We start from the raw sequence: 22053 nt of genomic DNA, 5'->3' as shown, positions 1-22053 counted from the left end.
GCCCGACGGGGGTCAGGGCTTGAAGGTGACCGGGAGTCTCGCGGGGGCGGCCCCGGTCGGGGGGACCTGAAGGGTCTTCAGGGCGAACTCCATGACCTGCTTGTAGATGGGTCCGCAGATCTGGCCGCCGAAGTAGCTGCCCTCGGTGGCGTTCTGGATGGCGCAGTAGACGGTGACGCGGGGTTTGTCGGAGGGGGCGAACCCGGCGAACGACGAGGTGTAGCCCCGGTACTTGCCGGTGTCCGGATCCACTCGGTTGGCCGTGCCGGTCTTGCCCGCCACGCGGTAGCCGGGGATGCGGGCCTTGGTGCCGGTGCCCTCCTCGTCGTCGACGACGGACTCCAGCATCTGCGAGAGGGTCTTCGCGGTCTTCTCGCTGATCACACGGCTCTTCTCGGGCTCCGGGGACGGTGCGAAGCGTCCGTCGGCGTCCTTGGTGCCGCGGACGAGCGTGGGTTCGACGCGGACGCCGCCGTTGGCGATGGTCGAGTACACGGAGGCCGCCTGGAGCGCGTTGATGGAGACGCCCTGGCCGAAAGGGATCGTGTACTGCTGCGACGTCGACCACTGGCCGGGCGGTGCCAGGATGCCCTTGGTCTCGCCGGGGAAGCCGAGGCCGGTGTAGCCGCCCAGGCCGAACTTGCGCAGGTAGGAGTAGAGCACCTTGTTGGCCTCGGCCTGGGTCTTGCCCAGCTCGCCGGTGGCCATGATGGTGCCGATGTTGCTGGACTTGGCGAGCACGCCGTTGAGCGTGAGGTACCAGGTCGGGTGGTCGATGTCGTCCTTGAAGAGCCGGTCGCCGCGCTTGAGGCGGTTGGGGACGGTGATGTGGGTGCCCGGGGTGGCGGCCTCCTCCTCCAGTACGGCCGCCATCGACATCACCTTGGCGGTGGAGCCGGGTTCGAAGGCGTCCTGGAGGGCGGCGTTGCCCAGCGCGTTCGGGTCGGCGTGGGCGAGGTCGCCCGGGTCGAAGCCCGGTGAGTTGGCCATGGCGAGGATCTCGCCGGTGGCGGTGTCCTGGACGATGACGTAGCCGCCGTCCGCCTTGGACTTCTCCACCTGCTCGCTGATGGCGTCCTGCGCGGCCCACTGGATGTCGCGGTCGATGGTCAGCTCGACGTCGCTGCCGGGCACGGCCGGTGTCTCGGTGGAGCCGGCGGTGGGGACCTGGCGGCCGCCGGACTGCGCGTAGCGGATCTTGCCGTCCTCGCCCGCCAGCGTCTTGTCCAGCTGCCGCTCCAGGCCGCCGCCGCCCTTGCCGTCGGCGCCGACCCAGCCCAGGACGGCGGCGGCCAGGTCGCCGCCCGGGTACACGCGCTTGCTGCTGGGGTCGGCGAAGACCCCCGCGAGGGCGTTGACCACGGACTTGTCCGTCTCCGCCTTCGTGGTGAGGGCGGACTTCAGGTCCTTGATCTGGTTCCAGACCTGCGGGGTCTGCCGCCGGGCGAGGCGGACGTAGCGCAGTTCCTTGTTCTTGGGGCGCAGCCGCTCGACCAGCTCCTCCTGCTCCTGGCCGAGGATGGGCGCGAGGAGCGCCGCCGCCTGCTCGGGCCCGTCGCCGACCTTCAGCTGCTCGCGGGTGAACATCGTGGGGTCGGCGGTGATGTCGTAGGAGTCCACGGTGGTCGCGAGGGCGACGCCGTTGCGGTCGGTGATGCCGCCGCGCTCGGCGGGCAGGGTGTGGACCACGTAGCGGTTCTGCTCGGCCTTGGCGGAGTAGGTGCCGGCGTCGACGGCCTGCACCTGGAGGAGCCGTACGACGAAGGCGGCCAGCACGAGGGTCAGCGCGAGGCCGATCATCCTGAGCCGCGGGCGGGGGCTGCCCAGCCGGATGGTGCGGGGCGCGGCGGGCCGGGGCGGGCCGGGGCGGCGGGCGGGGCGGGCGCCGGGGCCGGGCTGCCGCCGTCCGCCGGGACGGACGGGCCTCGCGGGTCCGGGCACACGACGGCGCGGCGGTTCCCTGTCGGACACTTCCGTCACCTGCCGGGAGTCGGGGTCGGAGTCGGGCTCTGGGTGGAGGTCGCCGCTGCGGTGGGGATGGTGGGCGTGGCGGAGGGAGCTGAGGGGGCCGGGGGCGGCTGGGTGCCGACGGGCGACGGGGTGGCCGTGGGCACGCCGTCGGGCGGCGTGGTCAGCGCCTCGGGGGCGAGGACCAGCGGGGTGGTCCCGGTCGGCGCGGCGCTGGGCGAGCCCTTGACGGTGCCGTCGGGGCCGAGGAAGGCGGGGTCGCCGCCGGGGACCATGCCCAGTTCGCGGGCGCGGCGCTGGAGGGCCCGGGGCGCGGAGTAGGCGTCGATGTCCCGCTGGAGCGCCTGCTCCTCGTCGGTGAGGCTCTTGGTCTCCTGCTTGAGGTCGTCCAGCTGGAAGGAGCCCTCGCTCAGGGCGGAGTTCAGCACCAGCAGCCCGATGAGGCCGCCGCCGAGCAGGACGACGACGAGGAGGACGAAGGGCGCCCGGGCCGCCTGGCCGCGGCCGCCGCCGGGCGGGAGGAGCCGGGCCAGCCGGGCCGCCCGCCCCTTCAGTTCGGGTTTCCTGCTCACTGGCCCTCCCCCTCGGCCCGGGCGGACCGTCCGCCCCCGTGCCTGGCCTGCCTCGCTCGCTTCACCCGATGGACTCCCTGATGCGCTCGGCGCCGCGCAGCCGCGCCGGAGCCGCCCGCCGGTTCTCGGCGATCTCCTCCTCGGTGGGAAGTTCGGCACCGCGCGTGAGGAGCTTGAGCCGGGGGGCGTAGCGTTCGGGGACCACCGGCAGACCGGGCGGCGCGGTGTTGGCGGCACCGGCCGCGAAGACCTGCTTGACCAGCCGGTCCTCCAGGGACTGGTACGAGAGCACCGCGATCCGCCCGCCGACGGCGATCGCCTCGACGGCGGCCGGGATCGCCCGCTCCAGGACGGACAGCTCGCCGTTGACCTCGATGCGCAGGGCCTGGAAGGTGCGCTTGGCCGGGTTGCCGCCGGTGCGCTTGGCGGCCTGCGGGAGCGCGGCGCGGATCAGCTCCACGAGCCGGGCGCTGTTGGTGAACGGCTCCTTCTCGCGCTCGCGCACGACCGCGGACACGATCCGCTTGGCCTGCTTCTCCTCGCCGTACGCCCGCAGGATGCGGACGAGTTCGCCGGGCGGGTAGGTGTTGAGGACCTCGGCGGCGCTCATGCCGGACGACTGGTCCATGCGCATGTCGAGCGGGGCGTCCTGGGCGTAGGCGAAGCCGCGGTCCGCCTCGTCGAGTTGCATGGAGGAGACGCCGAGGTCGAACAGGACGCCCTGGACGCGCGGGACGCCGAGCCGGTCGAGTACGTCGGGCAGCTCGTCGTAGACGGCGTGCACGAGGGTGGCGCGGTCGCCGTACGGGGCGAGCCGCTCGCCGGACAGGCGCAGGGCCTCCTTGTCCCGGTCGAGCGCGACGAGCCGGGCCTCCGGGAAGCGTTCGAGCAGCGCCTCGCTGTGCCCGCCGAGTCCCAGTGTGCAGTCGACGACCACGGCCCCCGGCTCCTTCAGGGCGGGCGCCAGCAGGTCCAGACACCGCTGGAGCATCACCGGGACGTGTCGACTCTGGCTCAAGTGGGGCGGCCTCTCAGGTCCGGCGCGGCGTCACGCACCGCCTGGTCCCCTCCCGCTCGCTCGTGAAGGGGAGCCCGGCCGGCGCCGGAGGCGTCGGCCGGCCGGGAGCGGGAGGAGGCCGAGCCGTACGTACGCGCCGCGCACGTGGGGAGAACTGGCGGGGCGTCGCCCAGGTCTCCGGGGAATTCAGTCCAGCAGGGAGAGCCTCGCCTCCCGCTTCGCGTCACTTTAGTCCACCCTGTCGCCCGGTCAATCAACCGGCCTGCGCGTCGCGGACGCCGCCGGACCGCGTGAATCGGCGCGGGCAGGTACTTCACTCGCACGGAGGCACCCGTACGGGCCTGTGGAGTGGCTCACAACAAGCCTCGTTGACGTTCTTTGTCCCTCTTCACAGCGGGCCCGGCCCATCGGTGACCAGTAACGTCATGGTTATGACGACTTCTGCATCGGTTCCCGCAGGCTCCGCCACCGACCGGCTCGTCGAGGCGAACGCGCGCTACGCCGCCGAGTTCTCCGACGCCGAACTCGCGGGCCGCCCCGCACTCCACACCGCCGTCGTGGCCTGCATGGACGCGCGCCTGGACGTGACCGCCGCCCTCGGCCTGCGCAACGGCGACTGCCACGTCATCCGCAACGCCGGCGGCGCCGTCACCGACGACGTGATCCGTTCCCTCGCCATCAGCCAGCGGGCGCTCGGCACCACCGGCGTGGTCCTCGTGCACCACACGGCGTGCGGCATGGAGACCCTCACCGAGGACTTCCGGCACGAGCTGGAGCTGGAGGTCGGCCAGCGTCCCGTCTGGGCGGTCGAGTCCTTCCAGGACGTCGACCAGGACGTGCGCCAGTCGATCGAACGGGTGCGCACCTCGCCGTTCCTGCCGCACACCGACGACGTACGTGGTTTCGTCTACGACGTGCAGACGGGACTGCTGCGCGAGGTCACCCCCGCCTGATCCAAGCCCCGCAAAGGCCGCAAGGCATGACAAAGCGCGGCCAGTTGTCCACAGGCGAGTGACACGAATCGGTAACGGCAGCAAGAATGCGGGAAGTGGTGCCACGCGGAACTTTTTCCGCGCGGTGTCCGTGATTCGGGGTGGGCCGGTCCGCGCGGTGCGGGACCGGCCCGGCAAGTTGGGGTACCCCCGCTTCCCGGGAAGCGCGGGGAAAGGCCGAGGAGGGCCGGGTGACGACCTTTGACGATCAGGCGAGCCATGGAGGCAGCCCCGACCGGGCGTATGCGCGGGTGGGGGACGATCTGACCGCTGTCGTCGAGCGGGTGCGCGGTTCGGTCGAGGACGTGATCGAGGGCAAGCCCGAGGTCGTACGGCTCTCGCTGACCGTGCTGCTCGCCGAGGGGCACCTGCTGATCGAGGACGTCCCGGGAGTCGGCAAGACCATGCTGGCCAAGGCGCTGGCGCGGTCCATCGACTGCTCCGTGCGCCGGATCCAGTTCACGCCGGACCTGCTGCCCTCCGACATCACCGGAGTCTCCATCTGGGACCAGCAGCGGCGGGACTTCGAGTTCAAGCCCGGCGCCATCTTCGCCCAGGTGGTGATCGGCGACGAGATCAACCGCGCCTCGCCGAAGACGCAGTCGGCGCTCCTGGAGTCGATGGAGGAGCGCCAGGTCACCATCGACGGCCAGACCTACGAGCTGCCCAGCCCCTTCATGGTGGTGGCCACGCAGAACCCGGTCGAGATGGAGGGCACCTACCCGCTGCCCGAGGCCCAGCGCGACCGTTTCATGGCCCGGGTCTCCATCGGCTATCCCAGCCCGGAGGCCGAGCTGGAGATGCTCGACGTGCACGGCGGGGTGAACCCGCTGGACGACCTCCAGCCGGTGGCGCACGCCGACGAGATCCTCAAGCTGATCGAGGCCGTCCGCGGCGTCCACGTCGCGGAGCCGGTCCGCAGGTACGCCGTGGACCTGGTCGCGGCCACCCGGAATCACCCCGATCTCAGACTCGGCGCCTCGCCGCGCGCCACGCTGCATCTGCTGCGCGCGGCGAAGGCGTCCGCCGCCCTGAGCGGCCGGGAGTACGCACTGCCGGACGACGTGCAGGCCCTCGCGGTCGCCGTCCTGGCCCACCGCCTGCTGCCGACCGCCCAGGCCCAGCTCAACCGCCGCAGCGCCGAGCAGGTCGTCCAGGAGATCCTCCAGCGCACCCCGGTACCCGCGGCGCCCCAGCAGCAGACCGGCTTCGGCATGAGCCGCGGCGCACCGGCGTACCCCCAGCAGCCGCCGCGGAGGCTCTGATGGACGCCGGGGGGACGGACCGGTCGCCCGACGACCGGGGCGAGAGCGGCGGGATCCGCACCGCCCTGACCGGTCTGACCACCCGCGGCCGCTCCTTCCTGGCCGCCGGAGTCGCCGCCGCGGTCTGCGCCTACGTCCTCGGGCAGAGCGACCTGCTGCGGGTCGGGCTGCTGCTGAGTGTGCTGCCCCTGGTCTGCGTGACCGTGCTGTACCGCACGCGGTACCGGGTGGCGGGCAGCCGCCGGCTCTCCCCCGAGCGGGTGCCCGCGGGCAGCGAGGCCCGGGTGCACCTGCGCGTCGACAACGTCTCGCGGATGCCCACGGGGCTGCTGATGCTCCAGGACCGGGTGCCCTACGTGCTGGGCCCCCGGCCCCGCTTCGTGCTCGACCGGGTGGAGCCGGGCGGTCGCCGCGAGGTGTCCTACCGGGTCCGCTCCGATCTGCGCGGCCGCTATCCGCTGGGCCCGCTGCAACTGCGGCTGACCGACCCCTTCGGACTCTGCGAGCTGACCAGGTCCTTCTCCACGTACGACACCCTGACCGTGATCCCGCGCGTGGAGGCGCTGCCGCCGGTGCGGCTCAGCGGCGAGGCGAAGGGGTATGGCGAGGGACGGCAGCGCACGCTCGCATTGGCGGGCGACGACGACGTCATCCCGCGCGGGTACCGCCACGGCGACGACCTGCGCCGCGTGCACTGGCGCTCCACCGCGCGCTACGGCGAGCTGATGGTGCGCCGCGAGGAGCAGCCGCAGCGCGCCCGCTGCACGGTGCTGCTCGACACCCGGGGCCTGGCCTACGAGGGCGCGGGCCCCGACTCGCCCTTCGAGTGGGCGGTGTCGGGTGCGGCGTCCGTGCTGGTGCACATGCTGGAGCGGGGCTTCTCCGTCCGGCTGCTCACCGACACGGGCAACTCGGTGCCGGGCGAGGGCTCCGACGGCTTCGCGGGCGCGAGCCAGGGCACGGCCGACGCGGCCGGGCTGATGATGGACACCCTCGCGGTGATCGACCACTCCGACGGCACGAGCCTGTCCCCCGCCTACGACCTGCTGCGCGGCGGGAACGAGGGGCTGCTGGTGGCGTTCTTCGGCGACCTCGACGAGGAGCAGGCCGCGGTGGCCGCCAGGATGCGGCAGCGCAGCGGCGGCGCGGTCGCCTTCGTCCTGGACAGCGGAGCCTGGGCGCGGGAACCGGCCGCCGTGCCCGGCCCGTTGGACGGGAGCGAGGAGCGGCTGCGGATGCTGCGCGAGGCGGGCTGGACCGCCGTGGGCGTTCCGTACGGCGCCACCCTGGAGGAGCTGTGGCGCCTGGCGGACCGGGAACGCACCGCCGTCGCGGCGGCGACCGGCTGGGAGGGGAAGCGATGAGCGGGCGGGCGCGGCTGGCGGTGTGCGCGTGGGCGGCCACCCTGATGGCGGCGTGCGCGCTGCTGCCGCTGGTCGAACCGGCGACCTGGATCCTGCAGGCCGCGGTCCTGCTGGCCGTGCAGGCGGTGGTGGGTGCGGTGGCACGGCGGGTGCCGCTGGCACGCCCGCTGACCATCGCCGTGCAGGCCCTGGTCACGCTGCTGCTCCTGACCCTGGTCTTCGCCCGGCAGCAGGCGTTCGCGGGGCTGGTCCCCGGCCCGCAGGCCATCCAGCGCTTCGGCGACCTGCTGCGACAGGGCGGCGACGACATCGCCCGGTACGCCATCCCGGCGCCGTTGGAGTCCGACGGCATCCGGCTGATGCTGGTCGGCGGTGTCCTGGTGATCGGGCTGCTGGTGGACACCCTCGCGGTGACCTTCCGCAGCGCCGCGCCGGCCGGTCTGCCGCTGCTCGCGCTGTATTCGGTGGCCGCGGGGCTGTCCGAGGGCGGCGCCGACTGGCTGTGGTTCCTGGTGGCGGCGGTCGGCTATCTGGCGTTGCTGCTGGCGGAGGGGCGGGACCGGCTCTCGCAGTGGGGCCGGGTCTTCGGCGGTGCGGCGCGCGCTCCGGGCGCCGAGCAGGGCGGCGCGGTCGCCCCGGTCCGCACCGGTCGGCGGATCGGCGCGTTCGCGCTGGGCATCGCCCTGGTGGTGCCGCTCGCCCTGCCCGCGATGAACGGCGGGCTGCTGGACACCGCCGGGACGGGCGTCGGCTCCGGGACCGGGGGCGGCGGCACGATCTCGGCGGTGAACCCGCTGGTCTCCCTGCGGGACAGTCTCAACGTGGACGAGAACCGGCAGGTCCTCTCCGTCCAGACGGACTCGAACGACCTGTCGGACCTGTACCTGCGCATCGTGTCCCTGGACGACTTCGACGGCACCACCTGGAAGCCGTCCAAGCGGCAGATCACCGCCGTGCCGAACGGCTCGTTCCCCACCCCCGTCGGCCTGGGCCCCGACGTCCAGCGCAACGAGACCCGGACCTTCATCTCGGCCGCCGACTGGTACGCGCAGGACTGGCTGCCGATGCCGTACCCGCCCACCGGCGTGCGCGTCGCGGGGAACTGGCGGTACGAACCGGTCGGCATGACCCTGGTCGGCGACCACGGCCAGAACACCCGCGGGCTGAAGTACGAGGTGCGGAGCCTGAACGTGCAGCCGACGGCGGAGCAACTCGCCGCCGCGCCGTCGCCGTCGTCCGCGCTGAAGCGCGAGTACACGCAGTTGCCCGACTCACTGCCCGACCTGGTCTCCAGGACCGCCCGGGACGTCACCGCCGGCGCGGCGAACCCCTACGAGCAGGCGGTCAAGCTCCAGGAGTACTTCGCGGTCAACGGCGGTTTCGAGTACGACACCGAGGTCAGCGTCGGCAGTGGCTCGGAGGCGATCGCCCGGTTCCTGAGGGACAAGGAGGGCTTCTGCGTCCACTTCTCCTTCGCCATGGCGGCGATGGCCCGGTCCCTGGGCATTCCGGCCAGGGTCGCGGTGGGCTTCGCGCCGGGCTCCCCGCAGGCGGACGGTTCGGTGTCGGTGGGGCTGCGCGACGCGCACGCCTGGCCCGAGGTGTACTTCGAGGGCGTGGGCTGGACCCGCTTCGAGCCGACGCCGACGCGTGGCTCGACTCCGGCGTACACCGTGCCGGACACACCGGGCAGTTCGGTGCCGGACCCGGCCCTTCCGTCGCAGGACAGCGAGACGGAGCCGTCGGCGGCGCCGTCGACGAGCGAGAGCTGCTCGGCGCAGGACAAGAAGCTGGACGCCTGCGACACCGGCTCCGCGCTGCCCGTGCCCGTCTCGGACGGCGGCGGCCCGAAGTGGTACGAGGCGCCGGCCTGGGGGCTTGCGGGTCTCCTGGTGCTGCTGGTCCCGCTGTCGCCGATGCTGTGGCGGCTGCGCACCCGGGCCAGGCGGCTGGGGGCGCACGGCCGCGCCGAGGCGGACGCGGGCCCGCACACCCTGGCGGTCTGGCAGGAGCTGGCCGATACGGCGTGGGACCACGGGATCCCGCCGGAGGAGTCGCAGACGCCGCGCAAGGCGGCGGCCCGGATCGCCCGGCTGGGCCGGCTCGATCCGACGGCCGCGGCGGCGGTGCACCGGGTCGCGGACGCGGTGGAGCAGGTGCTCTACGCGCCGCGGCCGCGCCTGACGGCGGGGCTCGCCGAGGACGTCCGGCTCGCGACAGCCGGTCTGCGGGCGGCGGTCGGCCGCCGCACGCGGCTGCGCGCACGGATCGCCCCGCGTTCGACCGTACGGGTGGCCTGGGCGCTCTCGGACCGGTGGACGGCTCTGAAGCGGCGTGCCGCGGCGGCGCGGCCGGCTCTGCGGAAGACGACGGGGCAGCAGGGCTGAGGCAGAGAAACAGAGGCGCCGGGGCGGCACGGGCCGCGCGGGGAGATCCGCCGGCCGGCCGCGCGCAGGGACACGTGAGGGGGTGACCACCCGGTCGGTGGTCACCCCCTCACGCGGATGTCCTGGTGAGCGGTTGCCCGGGCGCGCTACTGGCCGCCCTGCTGCTCATCCCGGCGGCGCTGCCAGCGCTCGTCGATGCGGTCCATCATCGAGCGTTTCTGGCGTTGCCGGCGGCCCGCGGTCTGTGGTCCGGCACCGGCGGCCGGCTGCTCGCCCGGCTTGGGGGCCTTGCGCCAGCCGGTCACGGCGAGCACCGCGCAACCCAGCATGACAAGGAAGCCCACCACGCTGAGCCACACCTGCTGGGCGACCATACCGGCCATGAGGAGCGCAATACCTACGAGGAAGCCCGCGACCGCCTGGTAGACCCGTCGCCGGGTGTACGTACGCAGCCCGCTTCCCTCGAGCGCTGTCGCGAACTTGGGATCTTCGGCGTACAGCGCTCGCTCCATTTGCTCGAGCATGCGCTGCTCGTGCTCCGAGAGCGGCACGGAGTCCTCCTCATCGTGCAGTCGCCGGGGCGACCCGGGGGGGTCCCTTCAGGATAGGCAGGGAATCGCCCCCGTGAAACCCGCCCCTCTGCGCCAATTGGCCAACCGGACTCCGTCATGGCCGTGCCGGCTCGCTGAAGTTCCCATTCCCCAGCGGCCGACCCGTCATGCCGGGCCGTCTCCCTCGATCATACGGCGAGTGGCCCCCGTTCGGGGGGCCTGTGGCGTACTCCATGTGCAGTCGCGCCCCTGATCAGCGGCGTACCCCACCGGGTCGCTCAGACCTCGTCGGTCCCCGCGGTCTCACCGAGCACATGAAGCTGCGTGGCCACAGAATGGAAGGCGGCGAGTTCGGCCGCCGCGGCCTCCAGCTTCAGCAGGGCGTCCATGGCGCCGGGCTCGGTGTCCACCAGTACGCCGGGAACGAGGTCGGCGAAGACCCGTACGCCGTGGACGGCGCCGATCCGCAGCCCCGCGGCCTCGACCAGCCCGGTGAGCTGTTCGGCGGTGAACCGGCGCGGCACGGGGTCACCCGTGCCCCAGCGGCCGTTCGGGTCGTCGAGGGCCTGCCGGGCCTCCGTGAAGTGCCCGGCGAGGGCGCGCGCGAGCACGGCGCCGCCCAGGCCCGCGGCGAGCAGGCTGAGGACGCCCTCGGCGCGCAGGGCGGCGACCACGTTGCGAACGCCCTCGGCGGGGTCGTCCACGTACTCCAGGACGCCGTGGCACAGCACCACGTCGTAGCCGCCGCGCTCGACCACGTCGAAGAGGCCGTGGGCATCCCCCTGGACGCCTCGCACGCGGTCGGCGACATCCGCCTCGGCGGCGCGGCGTTCCAGGGCGAAGAGGGCGTTGGGGCTCGGGTCGACGACGGTGACGCGGTGGCCGAGGCGGGCCACCGGCACGGCGAAGTTGCCGCTGCCGCCGCCGGTGTCGAGGACGTCCAGCGCTTGGCGGCCCGTGGCCTTCACCCGGCGGTCCAGGGCGTCCTGGAGGACGTCCCAGACCACGGCGGTGCGCAGGGCCGCCCGGGAGCGCGAGGGCTCGGAGCGCGGCGACGCGGGGTTCGGGCTCGGGTCCGGCACGGCAGTTGACTCCTCGGCGCGGCACCGCCTCGGACTCGGGCGGAGCGAACGGGCTGCCGCCCCCGACCGGCGTGGCAAGGGGGAGGCTTCAGGCGCCTCCCACCCTATTGCCTCCGCTGCGCCCGCAAGGTGGCGCCCGGCGCCCCGCGCCGCTCACCCCGTGTCCGGCAGGTCGGGATCCGGCTGATCCGTGTCGGGGCGGGGCTGGGGCAGGACCGGCTGGAGGACCAGCATCCGCTCCACGAGGCGCAGGAACATCGCCACGTCGCGTATCAGGTCGTCGGCGTCCCGGCGGCCCGCCGCACCCTGGATGCCCGCCTCGGCCCTGGCCCGGCGCCGGGCGCCCGCGGCGAACAGGGCGCTCCAGTCGGACAGCTCGGGCGCGATCTCGGGGAGCACCTCCCAGGCGCTGCGGATGCGGGCGCGGCCCCGCGGGGTGGTCTCGGGGCGGCCCCGCGCGGCGAGGACCGCGGCCGCGGTGCGCAGGGCGGCGAGGTGGGCCGTCGCGTAGCGCTCGTTCGGCGTCGCGAGGGTGGTGGACTCCTCCAGGCCGGCGCGGGCCTGGGCGAGCAGGTCGAGGGCGGCGGGCGGGGCGGTCGCCCGGCGGAGCACCGGGTGCACGTCGCTCGCCGGGCCGGTCAGTGAGGGTGCAGGGCCGGCTGCGCGGCGCCGCCGGGAGGCGGCTGCGGACGAGTGGGCCATGACGATCCTCCTGTCGTCTCCTGGACGGCACGTCCTGGCAGGAGGTGCCGTATGTGCCCATCGTGAGGTATGGCACTGACAATCCGTTCTGACCTGGACTTTTGATTCGAGCGACAGTTCGGGTGGGCGGGTGGGCGGGCCCTGCGGTGACAGCGGCGCGAGCGGTGCTGTGAGAATCTGGACCATGGAAAGCAGCAGCACCGCCGCGCCGGGCAGCAGCCGTCGCGAGGCCACCCGGCAGAAGCTGTACGAGGCGGCCGTCACCCTCATCGCCGAGCAGGGTTTCTCCGCCACCACCGTGGACGAGATCGCCGAGCGGGCCGGCGTCGCGAAGGGCACGGTCTACTACAACTTCGCCAGCAAGGCCGTCCTCTTCGAGGAGCTGCTGCGGCACGGTGTCGGGCTGCTCACCGCCTCGCTGCGGGAGGCGGCGGAGCGGACGGCGCGGGAGGGCCGCGGCCGGGTCGACGCCCTGGACGCGATGATCCGCGCGGGGCTCGTCTTCATCGACCGCTACCCGGCCTTCACCCAGCTGTACGTGGCCGAGCTGTGGCGCACCAACCGGGCCTGGCAGTCGACTCTGCTGGTGGTCCGGCAGGAGGCCGTGGCGGTGGTGGAGGACGTGCTGCGCGAGGGCGTGGCGAGCGGGGAGTTCAGCGACGGCATCGACGTGCCGCTGACCGCCGCCGCGCTGGTGGGCATGGTGCTGGTGGCCGCGCTGGACTGGCAGTCGTTCCAGCCGGAGCGCTCCCTGGACGACGTGCACGCCGCGCTGTCGCGGCTGCTCCAGGGGCGGGTGAGCGGCCGCCCCTGAGCCGCCGCACACGAAGAACGCCGGTCCGTGGCGGCCGCGTCCCCCGCGGGCCGCCGTCGGACCGGCGCCTTCTCCTGCTCCCCCTGCGTCCCCCCGTCCGGAACCCCCGTGGCCGGTCGTTCCCCCGGGTTCCCCCGTGCCTCGCTCCCGCCGACCGCGGCCGGCGGAAGGAGCGGATCGCGGGCCCGGCTCCGTTCCGGCACCCCGTGTCGCCGGTACCGGAGCCGCGCCCCTCTCCGTGCCTCCACTCTCTCGTTCCCGCAGGTCGGGGCCTATCCGCGTGCGTACTCATCTACCAGGCTAGGTACGGGTACTCAGTCCTGCGCACCCCGGCTCACGGCGGCAACCCGCCCCCTGGTCACCCGAGCGTCCGTCGCGGTACTCGGACGACGGGGCCAGGCCGGAGGAGGACTGTCGGTGACGGCGGATAAAGTCCCTGGCATGGCACGGATTGCGGTGATCGGCGCCGGGATGGGCGCGATGGCGGCCGCCGCCCGGCTGGCCGTCGCGGGCCACCGGGTGGTGGTGTACGAGCGGACGGGGACGTACGGCGGAGCCCTCGGCCGCTTCGAGCGGGACGGGTTCTCCTTCGACACCGGCCCCGGTCTGCTGCCGCTGCCCGCGGTCTGGCGCGATCTGTTCGTCAAGACCGGCAAGGAGCCGTTGGAGGACCGCGTCGAGCTGGTCCAGGTCGACCCGTCGTCGCGGCACGTGTTCGCGGACGGCACTCAGGTCGCGCTGCCGAACGCCTCCCGGGCGGGCGTCGTCGACGCCCTGGACGCGGCTCTCGGTCCGACGGCCGGGCGGCGCTGGAGCGACTTCCTCGTGCGGGCCCGCGAGGCCTGGGACCGGACGCGCCGCCCCCTCCTGGAGGAGCCCCTGTGGCCGAACTGGGAGGTGCTGGCCGAACGCGACCCCTACCCGTCGGTCCCGCACAAGCGGCTGCTGCGCACCCGCCGCGCCGGCACGCTCGCCGAGGTGGGTGCCTGGGAGCTGCGGGACGAACGGCTCGCCGCCCTCCTGGGCAGCCACGCGCTGGCATACGGCCTGGACCCCCGGACCGCCCCGGCGAACACCGCCGTGCTGCCGTACATGGAGTACGCGTTCGGGATGTGGTACGTGCGCGGCGGCGGCCTGCGGGAGCTGGCGCGCGCCGTGTACGAGCGGTGTCTGGCCCGCCGGGTCGAGTTCCGCTTCGACGCCGAGGTCACCGGAGTGGTCGAGAAGGACGGCCGGGTGGCGGGCGTGGAGCTGGCGGAAGGGGGCCTGGCGGAGGCCGAGTTCGTGGTCGCCGGGGTGGCGCCGGACGTGCTGGACCGGCTGTGCGGTGGGTCGACGGTGCGGGGTGCGGGCGAGGTGCCTCCGCAGCGCGGCGGGGTGAGCCGGCTGACGGTGCATCTGGCGCTGCGGGGCGGACGTGCGGAGGGCACGGCGCACCGGACGGTGGTGCATTCGGAGGACGGGGACGCCGAGTTGGACTGCCTGTTCGGTGCCACACCCGGCATGGCCGCGCGGCCGACCGTGACGGTCCTGCGCCCCGATGACCCGGCACTGGTCCCGGACCCGGACCATGAGGCGGTCACGCTCACCGCGGCGGTGCCTGCCTTCGGTGATGAGTCGGACTGGGCCGCGACTGAGGTGTTCGCCCTGCAGGCAGAGAATCTGATCAGTGCCGCCGAGCGGGCGATACCCGGGCTCCGCGACCGTCTCCTGTGGCGCGAGGTGCGCACCCCGGCCGATGTCGCCGCGGCCACCGGCGTGGCGGACGGGGCGATTCCGGTGCCGACGCTGGCGGCGGCCGGCGGACGGCTGCTGCACGCCGCGAACAGCACGCGCGTGGCGGGCCTGTTCACGGTCGGCGGCTGGTCGCACCCCGGCGGGGGCCTCCCGCACGCGGGCATGTCGGGCGCGCTGGTCGCCGGACTCGTGGTGGAGGGACCGGAGTTCCGCGGCTCCCAGTGACCGCCCGGTGAGCGACCGGGGCCGGCCACCGGGCGCCGGCGGGGCCGTCAGAAGCGGTACTGCTCGTCGTACCCCTGGCCCTGTCCTTGGCCCTGACCCTGGCTCTGGCCGTTGTCCTGGTAGGGGTACTGCTGCTCCGGCGGGAGTTCGCCGCCGTAGGGGTCGTCGGTGCTGCGCTGCTGCGGCACCCACACCCCGCCGGCCGGGGTCTCGCCGCCGTAGCCGCCGTGCGTGCCGGTGGCGTACTGGTCCTGCCCGTAGCCCTGCTGGCCGTACTGCTGCGCCCCGGTGGTGTCGTAGCCGCCCGTGTCGTACGAGCCCCCGCCGTAGGCATGGGTGCCGATGTACGGGTCCGAGTAGGCGGCGTACTGCTGCTGGGCGCCGGTGTCGTAGCCGTACCCCTGCTGCCCGTAGCCCGAGTAGTCGTAGGCGTAGGCCTGGTCGGCACCCGGTGCGGCGGCGGCCGGTGCCTGCTGGTCGTGGCCGTAGCCGGAGTCGGCGTAGACGCCGTAGGAGCCGGTGTCGTCCGGCATCGGCTGCGGCTCGTAGACGGCGGTGGTCTCGGCGGCCGTGGGGGCGCCGGGCCGGGCCGGGGTGAAGACGTCGTCGCGGTCGTACTCGTCCTGACCGTAGGACAGGCCGTCCTGGGAGGGGACGTGGCCCGCGTGGTCGTCGTAGCCGTCCCGGTGGCCCTGGCCGGCGTCGGCCGGTTCCAGACCGGAGACCTCCAGCGTCGGCTCCTGGCGGCCGCGTTCGGGACGGCCGCGCTTGCCGACGAGGCTCGCCGGGGCGTTGACCGCCCAGCCGGCCTCGAAGCCGCGGCGGAACGACAGCGTGACGTAGGTCTGGCCGACCGCGAAGGCGGCGGCGCCCACTCCGATGACGAGCACGTTGGACATCAGCACGCCGGCGACCACGCCGACGAAGCCGCCGAAGGCGAGCAGCCGCCACCGCAGCCGCGCCTTGTACTGCAGCAGCACCTCACCGAGCAACCACAGCGCGACCACGCCGAACGCGATGTAGAGGACCGTCCAGCCCATGTACGCCCCTCTCCCAGTGGCCGTTACGCAGTGTGTCGTAAATATGTGCGGCCGGTCTAGGCCCGCGGTGGGTGGTGCAGGCCCAGGTTCTCGTAGATTTCCAGCGTCGCCGTGGAGTTGTTCAGCGTGATGAAGTGCAGTCCGGGGACGCCCTCGGCCAGCAGCCGCGCGCAGAACTCCGTGGCGAACTCGATGCCAATGGAGCGTACAGCCGCCGGATCGTCCTTGGCTGTGAGGATCCGCTCTTTCAGCTCCGGCGGGAACACGGCGTTGCTGAGCTTCGGCAACCTCTCCAGCATCTTCACACTGGTCACCGGCATGACCTCGGGGATGACCGGGGTCTCGCAGCCCGCCGCGGCGACCCGGTCGCGCAGCCTGAGGTAGGACTCGGCCTGGAAGAACATCTGCGTGATCGCGTAGTCGGCGCCGGCCCGGCACTTGTCCACGAAGTGCCTCACGTCCGCGTCCCAGCCGACGGAGCGCGGGTGCATCTCCGGGAAGGCCGCGACGCCGACGCAGAAGTCGCCCGACTCCTTGATGAGCCGGACCAGTTCGGCCGCGTAGGTCAGTCCCTGCGGGTGCGCGATCCAGTCGGCCGTCGGATCGCCGGGCGGGTCGCCGCGCACGGCCAGCATGTTGCGGATCCCGGCGTCGGCGTACTGGCCGATGATGTTGCGCAGCTCGGCGACGGAGTGGTCGACGGCGGTGAGGTGGGCCACGGGGGTCAGCGTGGTGTCGGCGACGATCTGCTGGGTCTCCCGGACCGTGCCCGCGCGCGTGGAACCGCCGGCGCCGTAGGTCACGGAGACGAAGTCCGGGGCCACCGCCTCCACGCGGCGCAGCGCGCTCCACAGGTTCTTCTCGCCCTTGGGCGTCTTCGGCGCCGAGAACTCGAACGAGTACGTCGTCTTGCCGGTGGCGAGGATGTCACGCACCGTGCGGGCGCGGTCAGTCCTCGTGCTTGCGGTTCCGAGGGCCATACGGGCAGGTTAGCCAGGGGGCGGCGGCCACCCAACCGGATGCGGGATATTTGTCCGCATTGTCTATTTGTTGTCCACCCCTTGGACACATGCCCCCGGCATCCGCCTACGGCTGCCGCAGCCGCTTCGCGAACTCGGCCGCGGCCGCACCCGGATCCTCGGCGGCGGTGATCGCGCGGACGACGACGACCCGCCGGGCGCCCGCCTCCAGGACCTCGTCGAGGTTGCCGAGGTCGATACCGCCGATGGCGAACCAGGGGCGGTCGGTGCCCAGCGACGCGGTGTGGCGGACCAGGTCGAGGCCGGGGGCATGACGGCCGGGCTTGGTGGGGGTGGGCCAGCACGGGCCGGTGCAGAAGTAGTCCACGCCGTCCTGGACGGCCGCCGCGGAGGCCTCGGACTCGGCGTGCGTGGAGCGCCCGACGAGGACGTCGTCGCCGAGGATCGCGCGGGCGGCGGGCACCGGGAGGTCGCCCTGGCCGAGGTGCAGCACGTCGGCGCGGGCGGCGTGGGCGACGTCCGCGCGGTCGTTGACCGCGAGGAGCTTGCCGTGCCGGGCGCAGGCGTCGGCCAGGACCGCCAGGTGCTCCAGCTCCTCGGCGGCCTCCATGCCCTTGTCGCGCAGCTGCACGATGTCGACGCCGCCGGCCAGTACGGCGTCCAGGAACTCGGGCAGGTCGCCCTGGCTGCGGCGGGCGTCCGTGCACAGGTAGAGCCGGGCGTCGGCGAGGCGGGCGCGGGCGGTGGTCGGAGCGGTGTCGGGCATGCGGGTGTCCCCCCAAGTCGGTGGATGGCGTGGGCGGCGCGGGCCGCACGGCCGTGCGGCGTACGGGCCGCGGACCGTGACGGCCGCGGCCCGTACGCCGGGCGGTGGGTCGGGTCAGACGGCGAGCGCCTGGGCGCGGCGCTTCACCTCCGTGCCGCGATTCTCACTCAGCGCCTGCGCCGGGGTGCCCGGCAGGGTCGGGTCGGGGGTGAAGAGCCACTCCAGCATCTCCTCCGGCGTGAAGCCGTCGTCCCGCAGCAGCGTCAGGGTCCCGACCAGGCCCTTGACGACCTTGTCCTCGTCGATGAAGGCCGCCGGAATGTGCAGCGCGCGGTTCTCACCCCGGCGTACGGCGATGAGCTGGCCTTCCTTGATCAGCTGGCGTACGCGGGTCACCTCGACACCGAGCATTTCGGCGATGTCGGGAACGGTGAGCCAGGCAGGCACGAGAGCATCGGTCTTTGCGTCAATCTCGGTCACGTCTCCAGCCTGCCATCTGGCACTGACAGGAGGAAGCCGGACCCGTCCGGACCGGTGCTACGCCGTCGCCCCCTTGAGCGGCCTCGCCGGGTCGGCCAGCAGCACCGGGTCCATCGCGGCGCCCGCCTGGATCAGCCGCTTCCCCTGCGCCAGGTCGCGGGGGCGGCCCACCGCGAGCAGGGCCACCAGCCGGTTCTCGCGCAGCCAGCACACCGTCCAGGCCGGGCCCGTGCGGTCCCCGCGCCACAGGACCGTGTCGGCCGCCGTGTGGTGACCGGCGTACTGGACGAAGCGGCCGAACTGCTCGGACCAGAAGTACGGCACCGGGTCGTACGCCGCCGGGGTCTCGTCGGCAGGGGCGCCGACGATGTCGGCGGCGACGGTGCGCGGGCCCTGAAGGGCGTTGTCCCAGTGGTGCACCAGCAGCCGCTCACCGTAGCGAGCGGAGGGGAAGGAGGCGCAGTCGCCGACCGCGTGCACGTCCGGCGCCGAGGTGCGCAGGAGGTCGTCGGCCAGGACCTCGCCGTGACCGCCGAGGGCGATCCCGGAGCCGGCGAGCCAAGCGGTGGAGGGGCGGGCGCCGATGCCGACGACGATCGCGTCGGCGGGCAGCCGGGTGCCGTCGTCGAGCAGGACCCGGAGGGGCTCGCCCGGGCCGCCGGGCTCGACGCGCTCCACGCGCGCGTGCGTGCGCAATGCGGCGCCCGCTTCGGCGTACCAGGCGGTCATCGGCGCGGCCACCTCGGCGGGCAGTGCGTCGGCGAGCGGCCGGTCGGCGGCCTCCACCACGGTCACCGCGCAGCCGGCCTCACGCGCGGCGGTGGCGAACTCGGCGCCGATCCAGCCGGCACCGACGACGACGATGTCGTGGCGGCGGGCGAGCACGGGGCGCAGCCGTTCGGCGTCGTCCAGGGTGCGCAGCAGGTGCACACCCGGCACGCCTTCGGTGCCGGGGAGCCGGGCCGGTTCGGCGCCGGTCGCGAGGACGAGGGCGTCGTACGGCACGGGGCCCTCGGAGGTGTCGAGGAGGTGCTCGCCGGGGCGGACGCCCAGGGCCTCGCAGCCGAGGCGCAGGGTGATGCCGAGCGCCTCGAAGTCGACGTCGAAGGCGGAGCCCTCGGCCGTGCCCAGCAGGACGGCCTTGGACAGCGGAGGCCGGTCGTAGGGCTGGTGGGGCTCCGCGCCGATCAGTGTCAGGGGGCCGGTGAAGCCCTGTTCCCGCAGGGCGACGGCAGTCTGCACGCCCGCCATGCCGGCACCCACCACGACCACGCGGCGCGCGTCGTCCGCCGCCGGTTCCGGTCCCCGCTCCCGCGTCTGCTCGCTCACCTGATCACCTTAGCCACCTGACAATTTGTCAGTCAGCGGTCGTGCACCGTGACCTGCTCCACAACGCTCGTGCCGCGGCCGGGGCGCGACTCCCACTGCCAGCTCTCCTCCAGGCGCACCCGGCCGTCCGGCAGCTCCAGCACGGTCGACACGCAGTGTCCCGACGCCGTGCTGCCGTCGGTCCTGAGCTGCACGTACCGGAAGTCGAGCCGGTCCCCCGCGCGGGTACCCACCAGGTGGCCGCGGACGACGTCGCCGCCCGCGTAGTCGGCCCAGATCGCGCCGTCCCGCTCGTGGTACGTGAACCGGGTGCGGGTGCCCACCTGGCCGGGCGCCTGGTCGGCGACGGGGGCGAGGACGAGACCGTCGAGTGAACGGGGCACGGGCGGAGGCTCCCTTACGAGTGCGAGGCGGTGCGGGCTAGGCTGGCCAACGTAAAGCACTCGCGGGAGCCCGGACGCACCGGGCTGAGAGGGAGGCTGGCGGCCTCCGACCGTACGAACCTGATCCGGGTCATGCCGGCGAAGGGAGGGGCTGGACGCCCATGCCGTCCTCATCACACGGCTCGTCGCACACCGTGCCGTCACCCACCGTGTCCCGTACGCCCGACGTCCTCGTGGTGGGCGGTGGCGTCATCGGTCTGGTCACCGCCTGGCGGGCCGCCCGGCGCGGGCTCGTCACGGCCGTCGTCGACCCCGAGCCCGGCGGCGGGGCGGCGCAGGTGGCGGCCGGGATGCTGGCCGCCGTCACGGAGCTGCACCACGGCGAGCAGACGCTGCTCTCGCTCAACCTCGCCTCGGCCCGCCGCTACCCGGAGTTCGCGGCCGAGCTGACCGACGCCACCGGCCATGACCTGGGTTATCGCCGCTGCGGCACCCTGGCCGTCGCGCTGGACGCCGACGACCGCGCCCACCTGCGCGAACTGCACGCCCTCCAGCAGCGCTCCGGCCTGGAGTCCGAGTGGCTCTCGGGACGTGAGTGCCGGCGCCTCGAGCCGATGCTCGCGCCGGGCGTGCGCGGGGGCCTGCGGGTGGACGGCGACCACCAGATCGACCCCCGGCGCCTCAGCCACGCGCTCGTGACCGCCTGTGAACGGGCGGGCGTGGTCTTCCACCGGGTGTGGGCCGACCGGCTCACCGTCGGGCCGGGCGAACGGGCCACCGGGGTCGTCACCGCCGACGGAACCTCGCTGGAGGCCGGTCAGGTGGTGCTGGCCGGGGGCAGCCTGAGCAGGCGCCTCGCGGGCGTGCCGGACGCCGTGCTGCCGCCGGTGCGGCCGGTGAAGGGGCAGGTGCTGCGGCTGACCATGCCGCGGACGCACGGGCCGCTGCTGAACCGCACGGTGCGCGCCGTGGTGCGCGGCAACCACGTCTACCTGGTGCCCCGGGAGAGCGGCGAGCTCGTCGTGGGAGCCACCAGCGAGGAGCTGGGCTGGGACACCACGGTGACCGCGGGCGGCGTGTACGAGCTGCTGCGCGACGCCCACGAGCTGGTCCCCGGCATCACCGAGCTGCCGCTGACGGAGACCCGCGCGGGCCTGCGACCCACCTCCCCCGACAACGCCCCGCTGCTCGGGCCGACCGGCCTCGACGGGCTGCTGCTGGCCACCGGGCACCACCGCAACGGCGTCCTGCTCACCCCCGTCACCGGCGACGCGATGGCGCACGCCCTGACCACCGGGGAGCTGCCGGACGAGGCCCGCCCCTTCACACCCCGGCGCTTCGACGCCGCCCCCGCACTCTCGGAGCAGTCCGCATGAACATCTCCGTCAACGGCGAGCCGCGCGAGGTGGCTCCGGGTACGGCCCTGGACGCCCTGGTGGGCACGCTCACCACCGCGCCGTCCGGAGTGGCCGCCGCCCTGAACGAAACCGTGGTCCCGCGCGCGCGGTGGTCCGCCACCGCCCTGGCCGACGGCGACCGCGTCGAGGTCCTCACCGCTGTGCAAGGAGGCTGAACCATGGCCGACGATCCCTTTGTCCTCGACGGCACGTCGTACGCGTCCCGTCTGATCATGGGTACCGGCGGGGCGCCCAGCCTTGACGTGCTGGAGCGCGCGCTGGTGGCCTCCGGGACGGAGCTGACCACGGTCGCGATGCGGCGCGTGAACGCGTCGGTGCACGGGTCCGTGCTGTCGGTGCTGGAGAAGCTCGGCATCCGCGTGCTGCCCAACACGGCCGGCTGCTTCACCGCCGGGGAGGCGGTGCTCACCGCCCGCCTCGCGCGCGAGGCGCTGGGCACGGACCTGGTCAAGCTGGAGGTCATCGCCGACGAGCGCACGCTGCTGCCGGACCCGATCGAGCTGCTGGAGGCCGCGGAGACGCTGGTCGACGACGGGTTCACGGTGCTGCCGTACACGAACGACGACCCCGTTCTCGCGCGGAAGCTGGAGGACGTGGGGTGTGCGGCGATCATGCCGCTCGGTTCGCCGATCGGGTCGGGGCTCGGGATCCGCAACCCGCACAACTTCGAGCTGATCGTGGAGCGCGCGGGGGTGCCGGTGATTCTGGACGCGGGGGCCGGTACGGCGTCGGACGTGGCGCTGGCGATGGAGCTGGGGTGCGCGGGTGTGATGCTGGCCTCCGCGGTCACGCGGGCGCAGGAGCCGGTGCTGATGGCTTCCGCCATGCGTGCGGGTGTCGAGGCCGGGCGGTTGGCGCGGCTTGCGGGACGGATGCCGCGGCGGCACTTCGCCGAGGCGTCCTCTCCTGCGGAGGGCCTGGCTGAGCTTGATCCGGAGCGGCCCGCCTTTCAGTGAGGCTGCGCTGCTCCGAGGGTCTTC

General features: G+C 73.7%; 21 protein-coding genes and 1 riboswitch. Of the genes, 9 read left to right on the top strand and 12 right to left on the bottom strand.

What is annotated here, in order from left to right; genetic code table 11:
* Positions 1-12: 12 nt before the first annotated feature.
* The 3 genes from ACGF3J_RS27385 to rsmH form a co-directional block, all read right to left on the bottom strand.
* Entirely contained in the window at positions 13-1980 is a 1968-nt protein-coding gene (locus tag ACGF3J_RS27385; protein WP_161330390.1) for a penicillin-binding protein 2, read from the bottom strand.
* A complete protein-coding gene (locus ACGF3J_RS27380) occupies positions 1977-2540 on the bottom strand; it encodes a septum formation initiator family protein (protein ID WP_161330389.1) in 564 nt (187 codons plus the stop codon). Before ACGF3J_RS27380 ends, ACGF3J_RS27385 begins: the two co-directional genes overlap by 4 nt.
* A gap of 61 nt (positions 2541-2601) precedes the next feature.
* Positions 2602-3558, bottom strand: a complete 957-nt coding sequence (gene rsmH, locus ACGF3J_RS27375) for a 16S rRNA (cytosine(1402)-N(4))-methyltransferase RsmH (protein ID WP_161330388.1) — start codon at positions 3556-3558, stop codon at positions 2602-2604.
* Between the two features lie 425 nt (positions 3559-3983).
* Between rsmH and ACGF3J_RS27370 the strand changes: the two genes are divergently transcribed.
* The 4 genes from ACGF3J_RS27370 to ACGF3J_RS27355 all read left to right on the top strand — a co-directional run bounded on the left by ACGF3J_RS27370 (position 3984) and on the right by ACGF3J_RS27355 (position 9566).
* Positions 3984-4511 (top strand): carbonic anhydrase, encoded by a 528-nt coding sequence (locus ACGF3J_RS27370; RefSeq protein ID WP_237552667.1) that lies wholly within the window; start codon positions 3984-3986, stop codon positions 4509-4511.
* Between the two features lie 230 nt (positions 4512-4741).
* Entirely contained in the window at positions 4742-5815 is a 1074-nt protein-coding gene (locus ACGF3J_RS27365; protein WP_376299566.1) for an AAA family ATPase, read from the top strand.
* Entirely contained in the window at positions 5815-7179 is a 1365-nt protein-coding gene (locus ACGF3J_RS27360) for a DUF58 domain-containing protein (protein ID WP_161331037.1), read from the top strand. The genes ACGF3J_RS27365 and ACGF3J_RS27360 overlap by 1 nt, the downstream gene beginning before the upstream one ends.
* The gene (locus ACGF3J_RS27355) at positions 7176-9566 is read left to right on the top strand and encodes a DUF3488 and DUF4129 domain-containing transglutaminase family protein (RefSeq protein ID WP_393854991.1); all 2391 of its coding nucleotides are present in this window, start codon (positions 7176-7178) and stop codon (positions 9564-9566) included. Before ACGF3J_RS27360 ends, ACGF3J_RS27355 begins: the two co-directional genes overlap by 4 nt.
* 146 nt (positions 9567-9712) lie before the next feature.
* Here ACGF3J_RS27355 and ACGF3J_RS27350 read toward each other — a convergent pair whose 3' ends face one another.
* The 3 genes from ACGF3J_RS27350 to ACGF3J_RS27340 all read right to left on the bottom strand — a co-directional run bounded on the left by ACGF3J_RS27350 (position 9713) and on the right by ACGF3J_RS27340 (position 11901).
* Positions 9713-10117, bottom strand: coding sequence for a spore wall synthesis complex protein (locus tag ACGF3J_RS27350; protein ID WP_125495243.1), 405 nt, complete (start codon positions 10115-10117; stop codon positions 9713-9715).
* Positions 10118-10395: 278 nt separating this feature from the next.
* The gene (locus tag ACGF3J_RS27345) at positions 10396-11199 is read right to left on the bottom strand and encodes a methyltransferase (protein WP_161329904.1); all 804 of its coding nucleotides are present in this window, start codon (positions 11197-11199) and stop codon (positions 10396-10398) included.
* A gap of 153 nt (positions 11200-11352) precedes the next feature.
* The gene (locus tag ACGF3J_RS27340; RefSeq protein WP_393854990.1) at positions 11353-11901 is read right to left on the bottom strand and encodes an SAV_6107 family HEPN domain-containing protein; all 549 of its coding nucleotides are present in this window, start codon (positions 11899-11901) and stop codon (positions 11353-11355) included.
* A gap of 184 nt (positions 11902-12085) precedes the next feature.
* Here ACGF3J_RS27340 and ACGF3J_RS27335 point away from each other — a divergent pair, with 184 nt between their 5' ends.
* Together ACGF3J_RS27335 and ACGF3J_RS27330 are read left to right on the top strand one after the other, a co-directional pair.
* Positions 12086-12715 (top strand): TetR/AcrR family transcriptional regulator, encoded by a 630-nt coding sequence (locus tag ACGF3J_RS27335; RefSeq protein WP_161332854.1) that lies wholly within the window; start codon positions 12086-12088, stop codon positions 12713-12715.
* 441 nt (positions 12716-13156) lie between these two features.
* Positions 13157-14677, top strand: a complete 1521-nt coding sequence (locus tag ACGF3J_RS27330) for a phytoene desaturase family protein (protein ID WP_393854989.1) — start codon at positions 13157-13159, stop codon at positions 14675-14677.
* Between the two features lie 47 nt (positions 14678-14724).
* On the opposite strand, the gene ACGF3J_RS27325 is transcribed toward ACGF3J_RS27330, so the two are convergent.
* From ACGF3J_RS27325 to ACGF3J_RS27300, 6 genes are all read right to left on the bottom strand, one after another.
* A complete protein-coding gene (locus ACGF3J_RS27325; RefSeq protein ID WP_161331395.1) occupies positions 14725-15717 on the bottom strand; it encodes a hypothetical protein in 993 nt (330 codons plus the stop codon).
* A gap of 56 nt (positions 15718-15773) precedes the next feature.
* On the bottom strand, positions 15774-16697 hold the full coding sequence (gene metF, locus ACGF3J_RS27320) for a methylenetetrahydrofolate reductase [NAD(P)H] (RefSeq protein WP_161331394.1): 924 nt from the start codon (positions 16695-16697) through the stop codon (positions 15774-15776).
* Positions 16698-16803: 106 nt separating this feature from the next.
* Positions 16804-17463: a thiamine phosphate synthase gene (gene thiE, locus ACGF3J_RS27315; protein WP_161331393.1), complete on the bottom strand. Its 660-nt coding sequence runs from the start codon at positions 17461-17463 to the stop codon at positions 16804-16806.
* 114 nt (positions 17464-17577) lie between these two features.
* The gene (locus ACGF3J_RS27310; RefSeq protein ID WP_122614951.1) at positions 17578-17943 is read right to left on the bottom strand and encodes an Rv2175c family DNA-binding protein; all 366 of its coding nucleotides are present in this window, start codon (positions 17941-17943) and stop codon (positions 17578-17580) included.
* Between the two features lie 57 nt (positions 17944-18000).
* Positions 18001-19272 (bottom strand): FAD-dependent oxidoreductase, encoded by a 1272-nt coding sequence (locus tag ACGF3J_RS27305; RefSeq protein ID WP_346346271.1) that lies wholly within the window; start codon positions 19270-19272, stop codon positions 18001-18003.
* 32 nt (positions 19273-19304) lie between these two features.
* A complete protein-coding gene (locus ACGF3J_RS27300; protein WP_161331392.1) occupies positions 19305-19655 on the bottom strand; it encodes a hypothetical protein in 351 nt (116 codons plus the stop codon).
* Positions 19656-19707: 52 nt separating this feature from the next.
* A riboswitch (TPP riboswitch) is annotated at positions 19708-19819 on the top strand.
* Between ACGF3J_RS27300 and thiO the strand changes: the two genes are divergently transcribed.
* The 3 genes from thiO (at position 19817) to ACGF3J_RS27285 (ending at position 22029) form a co-directional block, all read left to right on the top strand.
* Entirely contained in the window at positions 19817-21031 is a 1215-nt protein-coding gene (thiO, locus tag ACGF3J_RS27295) for a glycine oxidase ThiO (protein ID WP_161331391.1), read from the top strand. Its footprint overlaps the riboswitch before it by 3 nt.
* On the top strand, positions 21028-21228 hold the full coding sequence (gene thiS, locus ACGF3J_RS27290) for a sulfur carrier protein ThiS (protein WP_122614953.1): 201 nt from the start codon (positions 21028-21030) through the stop codon (positions 21226-21228). Before thiO ends, thiS begins: the two co-directional genes overlap by 4 nt.
* 3 nt (positions 21229-21231) lie before the next feature.
* Complete coding sequence (locus ACGF3J_RS27285) at positions 21232-22029, top strand: thiazole synthase (RefSeq protein ID WP_161331390.1); 798 nt, start codon at positions 21232-21234, stop codon at positions 22027-22029.
* The last annotated feature ends 24 nt before the right edge of the window (positions 22030-22053 follow it).

The organism is Streptomyces sp. NPDC048171, from assembly GCF_043202655.1.
Taxonomy (GTDB): Bacteria; Actinomycetota; Actinomycetes; order Streptomycetales; family Streptomycetaceae; genus Streptomyces.
The sequence above is the reverse complement of the archived record's forward strand: the minus strand, read 5'-3'. Positions and strand labels throughout refer to the sequence as shown.